Origin of the sequence: Paenibacillus caui (genome assembly GCF_019904135.1) — a bacterium.
GTDB lineage: Bacteria > Bacillota > Bacilli > Paenibacillales > Paenibacillaceae > Fontibacillus > Fontibacillus caui.
The window spans coordinates 1-14,079 of sequence record NZ_JAIOGQ010000051.1; the positions used below are offsets into that span (position 1 = coordinate 1).

Annotated in this window: 8 protein-coding genes, 11 tRNA genes, 2 rRNA genes and 1 pseudogene; 21 read left to right on the plus strand and 1 reads right to left on the minus strand. The window is 48.6% G+C overall.

Translation table 11 applies throughout. From position 1 onward, the window contains the following. The 21 genes from K7397_RS20240 to K7397_RS22260 all read left to right on the plus strand — a co-directional run. A 23S ribosomal RNA gene (locus K7397_RS20240) occupies positions 1-95 on the plus strand; the annotation flags it as partial. Between the two features lie 108 nt (positions 96-203). Then, positions 204-320 (plus strand): 5S ribosomal RNA (gene rrf / locus K7397_RS20245). 5 nt (positions 321-325) lie between these two features. Further along, positions 326-401, plus strand: a tRNA-Asn gene (locus tag K7397_RS20250). Between the two features lie 3 nt (positions 402-404). Further along, a tRNA-Thr gene (locus K7397_RS20255) sits at positions 405-480 on the plus strand. Positions 481-507: 27 nt separating this feature from the next. Beyond that, positions 508-582: transfer RNA gene (locus tag K7397_RS20260), tRNA-Glu, on the plus strand. 7 nt (positions 583-589) lie between these two features. After that, positions 590-665 (plus strand) — tRNA-Val (locus K7397_RS20265). Between the two features lie 43 nt (positions 666-708). Beyond that, positions 709-780, plus strand: a tRNA-Gln gene (locus K7397_RS20270). Positions 781-852: 72 nt separating this feature from the next. Beyond that, positions 853-925, plus strand: a tRNA-Lys gene (locus K7397_RS20275). A gap of 733 nt (positions 926-1,658) precedes the next feature. Next, positions 1,659-1,742 (plus strand) — tRNA-Leu (locus tag K7397_RS20280). A 4-nt stretch (positions 1,743-1,746) separates the two neighbouring features. Next, positions 1,747-1,821 (plus strand) — tRNA-Gly (locus K7397_RS20285). 1 nt (position 1,822) lies between these two features. Beyond that, a tRNA-Arg gene (locus K7397_RS20290) sits at positions 1,823-1,899 on the plus strand. Positions 1,900-1,926: 27 nt separating this feature from the next. Beyond that, positions 1,927-2,000, plus strand: a tRNA-Pro gene (locus K7397_RS20295). Positions 2,001-2,012: 12 nt separating this feature from the next. Next, positions 2,013-2,086 (plus strand) — tRNA-Gly (locus tag K7397_RS20300). 230 nt (positions 2,087-2,316) lie between these two features. Continuing rightward, entirely contained in the window at positions 2,317-5,112 is a 2,796-nt protein-coding gene (ppc, locus tag K7397_RS20305) for a phosphoenolpyruvate carboxylase (protein ID WP_223070414.1), read from the plus strand. Between the two features lie 366 nt (positions 5,113-5,478). Beyond that, complete coding sequence (gene sigW, locus K7397_RS20310) at positions 5,479-6,051, plus strand: RNA polymerase sigma factor SigW (protein ID WP_223070415.1); 573 nt, start codon at positions 5,479-5,481, stop codon at positions 6,049-6,051. Positions 6,052-6,170: 119 nt separating this feature from the next. Continuing rightward, a complete protein-coding gene (locus K7397_RS20315) occupies positions 6,171-6,788 on the plus strand; it encodes a zf-HC2 domain-containing protein (RefSeq protein ID WP_223070416.1) in 618 nt (205 codons plus the stop codon). Between the two features lie 299 nt (positions 6,789-7,087). After that, positions 7,088-7,918 (plus strand): diadenylate cyclase CdaA, encoded by an 831-nt coding sequence (gene cdaA, locus K7397_RS20320; RefSeq protein WP_223070417.1) that lies wholly within the window; start codon positions 7,088-7,090, stop codon positions 7,916-7,918. Continuing rightward, positions 7,911-9,287 carry a CdaR family protein gene (locus tag K7397_RS20325; RefSeq protein WP_223070418.1) on the plus strand — a complete coding sequence of 459 codons (1,377 nt, stop codon included), beginning with the start codon at positions 7,911-7,913 and terminating at the stop codon, positions 9,285-9,287. The genes cdaA and K7397_RS20325 overlap by 8 nt, the downstream gene beginning before the upstream one ends. Before the next feature lie 68 nt (positions 9,288-9,355). Continuing rightward, entirely contained in the window at positions 9,356-10,699 is a 1,344-nt protein-coding gene (gene glmM / locus K7397_RS20330) for a phosphoglucosamine mutase (protein ID WP_223070419.1), read from the plus strand. Between the two features lie 712 nt (positions 10,700-11,411). After that, positions 11,412-13,244, plus strand: coding sequence for a glutamine--fructose-6-phosphate transaminase (isomerizing) (gene glmS / locus K7397_RS20335; protein WP_223070420.1), 1,833 nt, complete (start codon positions 11,412-11,414; stop codon positions 13,242-13,244). Between the two features lie 261 nt (positions 13,245-13,505). Beyond that, positions 13,506-13,727: a helix-turn-helix domain-containing protein gene (locus K7397_RS22260; RefSeq protein ID WP_420488818.1), complete on the plus strand. Its 222-nt coding sequence runs from the start codon at positions 13,506-13,508 to the stop codon at positions 13,725-13,727. Between the two features lie 210 nt (positions 13,728-13,937). Here the strand turns inward: K7397_RS22260 and K7397_RS21705 are convergent. After that, a pseudogene (locus K7397_RS21705) lies at positions 13,938-14,079 on the minus strand (IS256 family transposase); the annotation flags it as partial.

Sequence of the window (14,079 nt, forward strand, 5' to 3'; positions counted from 1 at the left end):
AAGACCCCTTGAAGACGACGAGGTAGATAGGCTGGGGGTGGAAGTGCAGCAATGCATGGAGCTGACCAGTACTAATCGGTCGAGGGCTTATCCAAAACAAACCCCACAAAGTGAAAACTGTCGGGGATAAGACGCAAATGAAGTTTCGTATCCAGTTTTCAAGGATCAACCTTGAATGCAAGCATTTGTGAAGCAAATGCCCGTTTGGTGGCGATGGCGGAGGGGTTCCACACGTACCCATCCCGAACACGACCGTTAAGCCCTCCAGCGCCAATGGTACTTGGACCGAAGGGTCCTGGGAGAGTAGGACGCCGCCAAGCAATGTTCCCTGATAGCTCAGTTGGTAGAGCACTCGACTGTTAATCGAGTTGTCACAGGTTCGAGTCCTGTTCGGGGAGCCATATGCTCTCATAGCTCAGTAGGTAGAGTGCATCCATGGTAAGGATGAGGTCACCGGTTCGATCCCGGTTGAGAGCTCCATTTTCTCTTCTATAATTAAGGTTACATGGCCCGTTGGTCAAGGGGTTAAGACACCTCCCTTTCACGGAGGTAACAGGGGTTCGAATCCCCTACGGGTCACCATACATAAGGAGGCTTAGCTCAGCTGGGAGAGCATCTGCCTTACAAGCAGAGGGTCGGGGGTTCGATCCCCTCAGCCTCCACCATAGGATTAATATGGACAACCATTATAATGATTAATCCTTTTAATGGGGATTAGCCAAGCGGTAAGGCAACGGACTTTGACTCCGTCATGCATAGGTTCGAATCCTATATCCCCAGTTAGTTCACTCTAAAAAGTGAAGCCCAAGCTTCAAGGTAAATCCGAGTACTTTTCGGGAATACCTAATCTGAGAGCCATTAGCTCAGTTGGTAGAGCACCTGACTTTTAATCAGGGTGTCGAAGGTTCGAGTCCTTCATGGCTCACTTTTGAATGAGACAAACATCAGCTTACGAATTATGTGAGCATGGTGTTTTTTTGTTTTTTGCTGTATAGACAGGGAAACTCAGGAGCCTAATTATTTGAAGAAAAGAGCAGCTGCCTCTGAATCCAAAGAGACCGGCATTTGGCTCTCCAGAGCAATATTAGCCATCACGAGCCAGCCATCAGCTCTAGAAGCTCGATAAATTAAATCTCCGCCCCTTAAGCTTTATTGGGGAATATTTATGCTTAATAGCCCTGAACAGCTTAAAAGCCTTGTTCTATTAGCGCTCAGGAGGATTACAGCAGATCATGAATTAACACCGAGGATCAAGCGAAATCATACAATTTTAAAATGCTGTATTAGATGGCAAGGAAGGAAGGTAGCATTCATTTTTAAACGCTTCTATTGTTCAGCCCTTCATATTTCGATTCACCTCAGTTCCTCATCTTTTATGAATGAAGAGACTGGAGGAGACTACCGGTAAGTTTCCTAATTATCCTTCCTGGATTTCTCAGAGGTTTGAATCATCAACGTAAGAATAGCTGACATGATGCGCTGATTTACAGGTAAAAAGGGCACATGGACACGACACAAAAAAAATTAATAAAAAAGCTTGACTCCGGATAGAAAGATATGATAAGATCATTCTTGTCGCTAACGAGATATCATCGCGAAAAGGTGATGAATCGAAGGTTAGAACGGGTTGGCCATTCGGCTAATACCATCATAAATGTGCGCGTGTGGCGGAATTGGCAGACGCACTAGACTTAGGATCTAGCGTCTTTGACGTGGGGGTTCAAGTCCCTCCACGCGCACCAATATGCGGACGTGGCTCAGCGGTAGAGCATCGCCTTGCCAAGGCGAGGGTCGCGGGTTCGATTCCCGTCGTCCGCTCCATGTGCCCTTAGCTCAGCTGGATAGAGCGTTTGACTACGAATCAAAAGGTCGGGAGTTCGAATCTCTCAGGGCACGCCATTTTAACAGCATATCACCATTTGTTCTCGGGACGTAGCTCAGCTTGGTAGAGCACCTGGTTTGGGACCAGGGGGTCGCATGTTCGAATCGTGTCGTCCCGATCATTTATAAATGCGGGTGTAGTTCAATGGTAGAACTCCAGCCTTCCAAGCTGGTAGCGTGGGTTCGATTCCCATCACCCGCTCCATACTTACATTAAGCGGCATCATCGTATTCGATGGTGTTTTTTGTTAAAGTTTACTGCGCATCTTCCCAGAGAATCGCAGTTGTCTTTTTACCTGTTGATTTTATCGCTGTGACGTGTTATTGTGCGAAATGTTAGCTTTTTTTAAAAAAATAAAGATTTTCACTTCTCGTTATTGTATGATGTTAAAAGCATAAACAAACGGAATACAGGATGAAACAGGAGGCAGGAGCATGACTGAGCTTACGGTAACTGCAGGCAAAAGCAATTCCAGCAATTTGCTACGGCGGGATATTCGCTTTTTGGGCAATATTCTGGGAGAAGTCCTTGTCCACCAGGGCGGGAACGAACTCTTAGATATTGTCGAAAAGATTCGTGAGGCGAGTAAATCGCTGCGGGCTGTTTTCTTACCGGAATTGCACGAAGAATTTAAGGAAATGGTCAATGGTCTTGAGCCGGATATTCGTCACCAGGTAATACGGGCCTTTGCGATCTACTTCCAACTGGTTAATATCGCGGAACAAAATCATCGGATTCGGCGCAAACGTGATTACGAACGTGCTGCTGGCGAAGAGGTTCAGCCGGGCTCGATCGAAGCAGCGGTTATGGAATTGAAAGAGCGCGGTTTCTCATTAGGTGAAGTTAAGGAAATTGTAGAGGGGATGTCACTTGAGCTGGTGATGACAGCCCATCCTACAGAAGCCATGAGACGAGCCATTCTGGATATCCATAAACGGATCGCCGATGATGTGATGCAGCTTGATAATCCGACACTTACTTTCCGCGAACGGGAACAGCTTCGGGAGAAGCTGCTTAACGAGGTCATTACGCTGTGGCAAACCGATGAGCTTCGCGATCGGAAGCCAACAGTCCTCGACGAAGTCCGCAATGGTATGTATTATTTTCACGAAACGCTGTTCCATGTGCTGCCGGATGTATATCAAGAGCTTGAACGATGTTTGGCTAAATATTATCCGGAGCAAAACTGGCATATACCGAGTTATCTGAGATTCGGTTCCTGGATCGGGGGAGACCGCGACGGCAATCCTTCCGTGACGGCTGATGTCACGTGGGAGACGCTGAAAATGCAGCGCAAGCTCGCGGTTCGCGAATACCAACGGCTTTTGACCGATCTCTTCAAACATCTCAGCTTCAGTACGTCGATTGTTAAAGTGAGTGACGAACTGCTAGCCTCAATTGAGAAGGACAGCAAGGAAGTTGCTTTGAACCGTACGCAGGCCTGGAACAACGAGAAAGAGCCTTACCGGATCAAGCTCACTTATATGACGGAGAAGCTGTACAACGTACTCGATGAGACCAAAAAGAATTCGCGGGAACGTTACACGGTTCCTGAAGAGCTGATCCTGGATTTGAAAATCATTGACCGGAGTCTGCGTCATCATTATGCAGATTATGTTGCGGATACGTATATAAATAAATTAGTGCGTCAGGTGGAGCTCTTTGGATTCCACACGGCCAAGCTGGATATTCGTCAGCACAGCAAGGAACACGAAAATGCGATGACGGAAATTCTGGCGCATATGAAAATTACGCCTGATTATTCGAAGCTTGAAGAATCCGAAAAGGTTGCGCTTCTGCAGCATCTTCTGGAAGACCCTCGCCCGCTTACTTCTCCATATCAGGAGTATAGCGAGAGCACGACGGAATGTCTGGAAGTTTATCGTACCGTGCATGAAGCTCAAAAGGAATTCGGCAAAGGTTGCATTTCCAGCTATCTCATCAGTATGGCGGAGGCTGTCAGTGATGTTTTGGAAGTGATGGTTTTTGCGAAGGAAGTCGGACTGTTTCAAAAAGATGCAGACGGCCATGTAACTTGTTCGCTGCAGGCCGTTCCATTGTTTGAGACAATTGATGATCTGCACGCCGCTCCTGATATTATGCGCGAGCTGCTGAGCATCCCTGCTTACCGTCAATCCGTGGCAGCCATGAATGACCTGCAGGAAATTATGCTTGGTTACTCGGACAGCAACAAAGACGGCGGAGTCATCACCGCTAACTGGGAGCTGCGGGTTGCCCTTAAGCAGCTTACGGCTACGGCTAAGGAATTTGGAGTCAAGCTTAAATTTTTCCACGGCAGAGGCGGAGCGTTAGGACGCGGGGGAATGCCGCTGAACCGCAGTATTCTGGTGCAGCCTGCGGAAACGGTTGGCGGAGGCATCAAAATTACGGAGCAGGGTGAAGTCATTTCCGACCGCTATTCTCTTCACGGGATTGCTTACCGCAGCCTGGAACAAGCTACATCGGCATTGATTACTTCGGCGTTAACTGCCCGGTTGCCGAAACAAAGCGATTTGTACGAGGAGCAGTGGGAACAAATTGTGAAGGAAATGTCGGAAACGTCCTTGAACAAATATCAGGATCTTATTTTCCGGGACCCGGATTTCTTGCAATTCTTCAAAGAGTCCACGCCGCTTGGCGAGGTAGGGGAGCTGAATATCGGTTCGCGTCCGTCGAAACGCAAAAACAGCGACAGATTCGAGGATTTGCGGGCCATTCCGTGGGTGTTTGCCTGGACGCAGAGCCGCTATCTGTTGCCGGCATGGTATGCGGCGGGCACGGGGATGCAGCATTTTTATCGGAACAAGGAAGAGAACCTGAAAATCATGCAGGACATGTACGCGCATTTCCCGTTCTTCCGTTCCCTGATTGATACGCTGAAACTTGCGATTGTCAAGGCTGATCTCAATATAGCGAAGGAATATGCGAATTTGTGCAGCGATCCGGAAGTAAGAACCCGGGTTTACCGTCAAATTGAAGAAGAATTCAACTTGACGAAATCCCTGATTCTGCTCATTACCGGAGAGAAGGAAATTCTGGATAACCAGCCAACCCTGCAGGAATCGATCAGACAACGTAATCCTTATGTCGATCCGCTGAGCTATTTGCAGGTACAGCTCCTTACCGAGCTGCGGGCGATCCGGAATGAGGGCAGTGACGATGCCGAACTGCTGCGCGAAGTGCTTCTTACAATCAACGGCATTGCCTCGGGCATGCGGAATACAGGCTGATCTTTTACGGCTGGGATTAGCGCTTGAGGTGTCAAAGGCCAAGTTCTGCGGGTGTACGGAAGTACACCCGTTTTTCTTTTGCGGTACAATATTATAGAATTCCGGGATCCGGAGCAAAGTACCAATATCCGCCCCGAAGTGAAGGCCACATTCCATGGTATTATTATTATGCTGTGATGGACAGGCTGTTTGGAGAATTGGCGGACTGAAGACAGTAATTGCTTGCTTTTTAAAGGATCATGAATTACGATTTGAATGAAGTCTCGTCAGGGTACAAGCATCTGCGGCATGAAGCCGCAGCCTGACAGCCTGCTGGGAATGGGGAACGAAGGAAAGCAGGAGCAGCCGAAATCTGGGGGATAACGGATGGCAGAACATATGGATACGAGATTGGTGAAGCTTGCCCGCAAGGGAAATCAGGGCGCTTTTGCCGAGCTCGTTGAACTTTATAAAGATAAAATTTTTCACCTGGCGTACAGGATGCTGAGCAATCGTCATGAAGCGGAGGATATCGTTCAGGAGGCTTTTTTGCGCGTGTACAAAAACTGGGACAGATACGATGAGAATCAGAAATTCTCAACCTGGATCTACCGGATTGCAACGAACCTGTGCATAGACCGGCTGCGTAAACGGAAACCGACCTATTCGCTTGACGCGGAGCTGAATGATCAGGATGGAACAGACGGCTATACGCTGGTTCCAGGTGATGAACGTACGCCGGAAACTGCATATTTGCTCTCCGAAACACAAACGACCATTCATCAGGCGATTGACGGCCTGCCGGCCAAATATAAATCGGTTATGGTGCTGCGTTACTTGCAGGAGCTGTCGCTGCAGGAAATTGCGGATATTTTGAAGATGCCTGTAACGACGGTAAAGACCCGGGTACACCGGGGGCGCGAGTTTTTACGAAAAAGATTAGAGCATAAATTATTTTAGCTTAAATAATTGAAACCCACCGCATCGACAGCCGTATAAAACAGTGAAGTAAGAGTATCGCTTACCCGAAAGATTAGCTTTCGCCTCTATAGTATAAGCAAGGAAAGGAATGGCTCAGGATGGATTGCAAACAGGCTGCCTCATTAATGCATGAATATTTGGATCATGACCTGCCTGAGGACCAGGCGCTTGGTTTGAAGAGTCACCTGGACATATGTGAGGCCTGCAGAATGAAGCTTAAGGAGCTGGAGCAGACCGATATGCTGTTGTTCGCGGCGGTGAAGAGTTCGATTCCTTCGGCTCCCGATGATGTCCTGGAACGGATTATGAGCAAGCTTCCGAAGCAGCGCAAGCAGCAAGCCTGGTTGAGATGGGTTAGACGCCATCCCGCGTTGACGGCTGCAGCGATGTTTCTGCTCGTAATGATTTTCAGTTCATTATCGTTGTGGCAAGCGGATGATCAACTCATTGTCAAAGGAGCCGATCTGGATCAGGTCCGCATTGAAGGCCATACCGTGATCGTTCCTGAAGGGACGGCGATTGCCGGCGACTTGACTATTGAGAACGGCAATACCGAGGTTTACGGCGAAGTGAAAGGCAATTTGACGGTTATTGACGGCTCGCTTTATCAGGCTTCAACCGCTAAGATTGCCGGAGATGCGAAGACGATTGATCAAGCGCTTGATTGGATTTGGTACAGGATCACGAATACCTTTTCGGAAGTTGCCTACCGCTAGCCAAGAATTGCGTCAAAGGCACATCCAAAATTCGGCGCCCCCCTTGCCATAAGGGATGTTGGCGCCTTTTTAAATTGAATTCAAACACTTGACGATATTTACATAGGGGAACAAATAAAGCAGGCACGGAAAATTGCTGTCAACCTGCTGTAACTGAAGTTTACCTTAGATGTTATTTTAGGCGGGGCGCTTGCAAGTCAGTCTTGATCGTTATAACCTAGAGTTTAAGGGGAATGAATATAGATAAAGGCATCACTTCGTTGAACATAACCCGAATGCGGGATACCGGGGGTTAGGGCATGAATTATTTTGAGGACCTGACATGGGCAGAGTCCATTAAAGATATTATTGATGTATTGGCTGTTACTTATATCATTTACCATTTAATTTTGGTTGTACGCGGGACGCGGGCTATTCAACTCTTGAAAGGAATCTTTGTCCTTGTCATTATTTGGGCCTTGAGTACCTGGTTCAATCTGTATACACTCAAATGGTTAATGAATCAAATGTTTACGTTTGGCGTGCTGGCCGTGTTTATCATCTTTCAGCCGGAGCTTCGGCGGGGGCTGGAGCAGCTTGGACGCGGAAAGCTGTTTAGCAGAAATGCGGCGGACGAAGAGGAATTCAGCCGGGCTATCTCTCATATTATTAAGGCTGTTAATTATTTATCCCGTCGAAAAATCGGCGCCCTGATCGTCTTTGAACGGGAGACAGGTCTCAATGAATATGTGGAATCGGGAATTTCGATGCAATCCGTGATCTCTTCGGAGCTGCTAATTAACATTTTCATTCCGAATACGCCGCTTCATGACGGTGCTGTGATTATTCAGGGAACGCGAATTACGGCTGCGGCCTGCTATTTGCCTTTATCCGAGAATCCTTTCATCAGCAAAGAGCTGGGTACCCGCCACCGGGCGGCCATCGGCATTAGTGAAGTGGGCGATGCTTTGGCGATTGTGGTTTCGGAAGAGACCGGGCAAATTTCGCTGGCGATGGACGGGCAGGTGGTTCGTGACATAAATGAAGAATCGCTAATCTCCAAGCTCTACGGAGAGCTGAGCCCGGCAACGCCGGAGAAGACAAACAAAACCCCTTTTTGGAGAAGATGGGGGGGCAAAAGTCATGAATAAGTGGATAAGCAATAATAATATTGCTAAAGTCATTGCACTTTGTATAAGTATTATTTTGTGGGCGATGGTGCACCTGGACAGCGCTACTCCCGTATCAACGGTGAATCAACCGTTAAGTACGCGGACAATTGAGAATGTCAAAATTCAGGTCTACAACTTCGATAGCGATAAGTACGTATTATACGGACTCAATCCGGACCGCGTGACCTTGGAGGTTAGCGGGAAAGCATCGAGGCTGACCTCCCTGTTCTCCGACGATAATTACAAAGTAAAGCTGGATCTTGATAACCTGGGCCCAGGCACCAGGACCGTTCCGCTGAAATGCGAGCTCCCGAACGGGGTGGAGTGTGTATCGATTACGCCTTCTTCCGTTCAGGTTACAATCGAGGCCAAAGAATCTAAAGAATTCGAAGCAGACATCGTCACGGAAGGGGAGCCTGCCAAAGGTTACGAGCTCGGCACACCGGTAGTGAGCGGAAACGGCAAGGTCAAAGTAACGCTTCCTTCCAGTGAGATCGGAGAGGTTCAAAAGGTGCAGGGCACGGTGAATGTAGAGGGTCTGGACAGCGATATTACCGGCAGGAGCGTCAAGCTGATTGCCTATGACAAGGCCGGGGAGGAAATGAAGGATGCCCAAATTTCCCCGTCGTCCATTAATGTCGATGTACCGCTTATCAAGCTTTATAAAAGCGTACCGGTCGAGCTTAAAACTACCGGAACCCTTCCGCCCGGGTATGCTTTGTCGGAGATCAGCAGCAGCGTCGAGCAGGTTGTAGTGTATGGCTCCAAAGAAGTGCTTGACGGTATTTCTAACTATCCGGTAACGGTGGACTTAGGGAAATTTAAGGGACCAGGCGATACAGCCTACACAGTAGACTTGACTCCGCCTGACGGTTTTGAGAGAATCGAGCCGGGCTCTTTGCAAGTTACGATTAAGGCCACCCCCTTTGAAAAAAAAACGCTGAATGACATCCCTGTTACGCTCCTTGGTGCAGGAGCGGGATATACAGCCAAAGTGATCAGTCCTGAATCCGGCCGCATTACCGCGACGGTTGAAGGCAGCGCAGAACGGATCAGCGCGATAAAGTCCGACGAGCTTTCGTTTACCGCTGATCTTAGCGGCTATGGGGAAGGAACCTTTACGGTTACGCTTACCCCCAGGTTTCCGCAATATATTTATTTGGCGGATCCGGGCAACAAGCCTACGGCCCAGGTAGAAATTACCGCCCAAGATAAACCTGCCACGGTCAATCCGGATCCTTCGGGTGAATCCGGAGATCCAAGTTCAAGCAGTGGCAGCGGGACAAGCGAGAACGGCGAAACCGGGGGAGAAACCAGCCATCCGCCGGAGCATACGAATTCACCGTAAAGCAGGAACAGGAATAGAACTAAAAAAGATAACCAAGTGAAATGGAATGTTGAAGAGGGAGTGTAACGATGGGGAAATATTTTGGAACTGATGGTGTCCGCGGTGTCGCAAACAAGGAACTGACGGCTGAGCTGGCTTACCGTATTGGCCGCTGCGGCGGATACGTATTAACGGGAGCGGCATCCAAGCCGAAGGTAGTCATCGGTATGGACACGCGTATTTCAGGAGTCATGCTGGAATCTGCACTGGTTGCAGGCCTGCTCTCCATCGGTGCAAATGTAATACGCCTGGGTGTGGTTACTACGCCTGCAGTAGCTTATTTAACCCGGCTTCTAGGCGCGGATGCGGGCGTCATGATCTCGGCTTCCCACAATCCGGTAGAGGATAACGGGATCAAGTTTTTCGGCAGCGACGGATTCAAGCTGTCTGACGAGACCGAGCTTCAAATCGAAGAGCTGATCGACAAGGACGGAGATGATCTTCCTCGGCCGGTAGGCGGAGATCTGGGCTCGGTTGAGGTGGATGACGAATCCAAACTGAAGTATTTGGAGCATTTGAAATCAACGATTTCCAGATCGTCGTTCCAGGGGCTCAAGGTTGTTCTGGACTGCGCTAATGGTGCCGCTTACGAACTGGCGCCGAAGTTGTTCCATGAGCTTGGAGCGGAAGTCATCACGCTGGCTGCAGAGCCTAACGGCCGCAACATTAACGACCACTGCGGTTCCACGCATCCTGAGCTGCTGAAGCAAGAAGTGGTTCGTCTTGGAGCCGATCTCGGCCTGGCTTTTGACGGCGATGCCGACCGTCTCATTGCGATTGACGAAAATGGCGAAGAGGTTGACGGAGACCATATTTTGTGCATTTGCGGCGAGGCGATGAACCGCGATGGCCGGCTTGCGGAAAGCACGATCGTAACGACGGTTATGAGCAACATCGGTTTTTATAAGGCTGCAGAAAAGCTTAAGCTGAACACGGTACAAACAGCGGTAGGCGACCGTTATGTCATGGCGGAAATGCGCCGCGGCGGCTTTAATCTGGGCGGGGAACAGTCCGGGCATGTTATTTTTCTGGATTACAATACTACAGGTGATGGTATTCTTACGGCGATCCAATTGGTTGATACGATTCTGAACTCGGGCAAACCGCTTAGCGAACTGAAAAAGCTGATGGTCCAGTATCCTCAGGTGCTTGTCAATGTACGCGTACAGGATAAGAGCAAATATGAAGGCAATAAGGCGATTGCTTCCGCCATTTCAGCCGTAGAGAGAGAGCTCGGCGACAACGGCCGTGTGCTGGTTCGACCTTCGGGTACAGAGTCACTGATTCGCGTAATGGCAGAAGGGCCGGATAAGATTGAGCTGGAGCAATTCGTATCCGATATTGCTGCCGTGGTTGAGCGTGAACTTGTTTAAGCCGTGACTGTGACTTTAGCACAATGTGATCTGAAAAAGACGCCGCCAGCTTTGGTCAGGCTGCTTGTTTCGTAAATTACCAAGTTGTATAGAAGCCGCCAGGCGTAAGGCCTCGCGTTTCGGCGGCTGTCTTTTTGGGTGAATGAATACTGCCCCTGTTTTTCAGAAAAGGCACATGGATAATTGCAAAAAAGACGATAGATGCATATAATTAACCATAATCGAACATAGAAAGTGAGGGTTGTGAGGTTACAAGCATCATAAGCGCCAGAGCTTTCTGGCTTGCGCGGGAAGGATAAACGGCACTTTAAAAAGGTTTGGGGTCCATGTTATTCAGGTCCTGAAACATTAAGGGAATAAATAATTAAGGGCCGTTATCCAATGGCAGCAGGAAGCTGACGAGGTGGAGGTGTTCGAATTGTTCGGCGGGGACCTCCCGGTATCGCATCGGACCGTAAATCATTCAGCAAAGGGAACGGGCGACTGTTCTTACAAACTGTTTGATCAAGATGCAAATCAGCCAGTTAATATACAATTTCCTGAGTGCAAAAGGGAACGCGGATACAGCTGCGGCAGAGCAACTATGCATTCAAGGATTCTTTGATAATTGAATATATTGAAGTTGTTCCTATGAAGAGCCGCAACATGTCTTCCGGTCTGTTCATCTTTTGCCAATAAAATTTTGAGATGACGAAACGGAGGATTTATAAATATGTGTGGTATTGTGGGATATATCGGAGCAAGAGATACGCAGACGGTGTTGATTGAGGGTCTTAAGAAGCTGGAATACCGCGGGTACGATTCGGCAGGGATCGCGGTGTTTACTCCTGAAGGTCTAAAGATTAGCAAGTCTACCGGGCGTTTGACAAATCTGGAATCCAAGCTGGAGGATGCTCCTTTGGTTGGTTCCGCAGGGATCGGTCATACGCGCTGGGCGACACACGGGAAGCCGTCCTACGTAAACTCGCATCCGCACACCGACCATACCCAGAAATTTTCGGTCGTTCATAATGGGATTGTCGAAAACTATCTGGAGCTTAAGGAAGAGCTGATCAGCGAGGGGTATATTTTCGTATCCGAAACGGACACGGAAGTCATTTCGCACCTGATTGCCCGCGAGTACAAAGGTGATATCGTAAAAGCCGTTCAAAAGGCAATCAGCTACATGCGCGGTGCATTTGCCCTTGGCGTCCTGACGGAATACGAGCCTAACAAGCTGGTAGCCGTACGTCAGGCCAGTCCGCTGATCATCGGAATCGGGGAAGGCGAGAACTTTATCGGCTCCGACATCCCGGCTCTGTTGAACTATACACGCAAGGTCTACATTTTGAACGACGGTGAAATGGCCGTGCTCACCAAGGATTCTGTCGAACTGATGACCATTGAGGGGAATTTTATTTCTCGGGAAATGACGAATGTCGAATGGGATGAAGTAACGGCAGAAAAAGGCGGATACGACCACTTCATGCTAAAAGAAATTCATGAGCAGCCTAATGCTTACCGCGATACGATGCTGGGCCGGATCGACGAATCCGGACGCAAGGTCGTTCTGCCGGAACTGAAACTGACTGATGAGCAGATTCGCAAAATCAACAATATTCATGTTGTTGCCTGCGGTACGGCTTATCATGCCGGTCTCGTCGGCGGTTCCGTCATTGAACAGCTGGTCCGTATTCCGGTTGCCTTTGATGTAGCGTCCGAATATCGCTATCGTTCGCCGCTGATCACTCCGGAAACGCTGGTCATCGTCGTGAGCCAATCCGGTGAAACGGCAGATACGCTAGCTGCGCTGCGCGAAGCCCAAGCGAATGGAGCGCATGTACTGGCCATCACGAACGTGGTTGGCAGCTCGATCGCCCGCGATGCGGACGACGTCATTGCCACTTTGGCAGGGCCGGAAATTGCCGTAGCTTCGACTAAGGCTTACTCTTCCCAGCTGATAGCATTCTATCTGTTCGCTTTGTATCTGGCTCAAGTACGCGGTACACAAAGCGAAGCCGAAGTAGCCCGTATTATCGCAGCTATGCATGCGCTGCCTGAACAGGTGGAAAGCATGCTGTCCAATACGAAAGCCATCAAGGCTTACGCGGAGGAAATTGCTTCACATGAGCATTTGTTCTTTATCGGCCGCGGCATGGACTATGCTGTCGCACAGGAAGGTTCGTTGAAGCTCAAAGAGATTTCTTATATTCATTCCGAAGCCTACGCTGCCGGCGAGCTTAAGCATGGTACGCTGGCGCTGATCGAAGAAGGGATTCCGGTAATCGCGCTCGTTACCCAGGAGAACGTCATGGAGAAGACCGTCAGCAACATCAAGGAAGTGAAAGCCCGCGGCGGTGCCGTCATGGCGATCACTTACGAAGAGCACGTTGCCAGCCTGCTGAGATCCGTCGACCAGGCCTTCGCTATTCCGAAGACGCTGCCGATACTGTCGGCTGCCATCTCGGTAGTGCCTCTGCAGTTGATCGCTTACTACGCTTCCCTGGCCCGCAGCTTGGATGTCGATAAACCGCGTAATTTGGCGAAGAGCGTGACGGTGGAGTAAGAGAGGAAGCGGGTTTTTATAAAGTGATATTTTGTATTAAAGTTGTGTTCTAGTTGTGTTCTAGTGGAAAAGTTGTGTCCTTTGATTGAATTTTGTATTAAAGTTGTTGTCAGATAATAAAAAAGTCGTGAACCAATATAAGATGTCTTGAACCAGTAAAAGATGTCGTGAACCAAAATGCAAAATGAGTGATTTTCAGCATCTAGAAGGGAGCCCGAGGGATTGATTCGTGGCTCCCTTTTAAAATGCTAAAAAAACAATATACATACTTCATGCAATGGAACCTGGAGTGAAATTGAATTGGGAAATAGTAATCCATCTGCGGAAACATTAATATCTATTCGAACACAATATAATGTGAACTTAAATTGGCTATTAACCGGTGTCGCTGCAGAAGATGGGGCGACATATGATGATTATGAATCGAGAAAAGGTTTATTAAAGTTTTTAGAAATCTTGATGATTATGAGAAGAAGGAACTAATTGAGTTTATAAGGGTAAAAATAAATTTAAGTTCAATATAGTTGTTCAGTGGAAATACAAGTATTTTCTTAGTTCCTAAGATAAAGATCAAATGGAAGATAGTGAAGAGGACGCAGCCCAAGCGAATTGACATTCGCTCGGCTTTTCTGGGTGTGTCAATAATTTTGTGTAAACTCATTTATAGAGACTCCCCCATGGGGGAGATTGCCCTTACGGCAGATGTTGGCCGATGCGTTCGGGGAAGAAGACCGAGAACTGCAACAGCATTTGGCCCCAGTTCTGGACACGGCCTGTCCATTTGCGGGTGACATCCATGGTGACCAGATACAGCATCTTTAGCAGCGCCTCGTCC

Bases quoted from the DNA above. Each gene is read 5' to 3' on its own strand.
- ppc (WP_223070414.1), top strand. From the start codon at position 2,317: ATGACTGAGCTTACGGTAACTGCAGGCAAAAGCAATTCCAGCAATTTG.
- sigW (WP_223070415.1), top strand. From the start codon at position 5,479: ATGGCAGAACATATGGATACGAGATTGGTGAAGCTTGCCCGCAAGGGA.
- K7397_RS20315 (WP_223070416.1), top strand. From the start codon at position 6,171: ATGGATTGCAAACAGGCTGCCTCATTAATGCATGAATATTTGGATCAT.
- cdaA (WP_223070417.1), top strand. From the start codon at position 7,088: ATGAATTATTTTGAGGACCTGACATGGGCAGAGTCCATTAAAGATATT.
- K7397_RS20325 (WP_223070418.1), top strand. From the start codon at position 7,911: ATGAATAAGTGGATAAGCAATAATAATATTGCTAAAGTCATTGCACTT.
- glmM (WP_223070419.1), top strand. From the start codon at position 9,356: ATGGGGAAATATTTTGGAACTGATGGTGTCCGCGGTGTCGCAAACAAG.
- glmS (WP_223070420.1), top strand. From the start codon at position 11,412: ATGTGTGGTATTGTGGGATATATCGGAGCAAGAGATACGCAGACGGTG.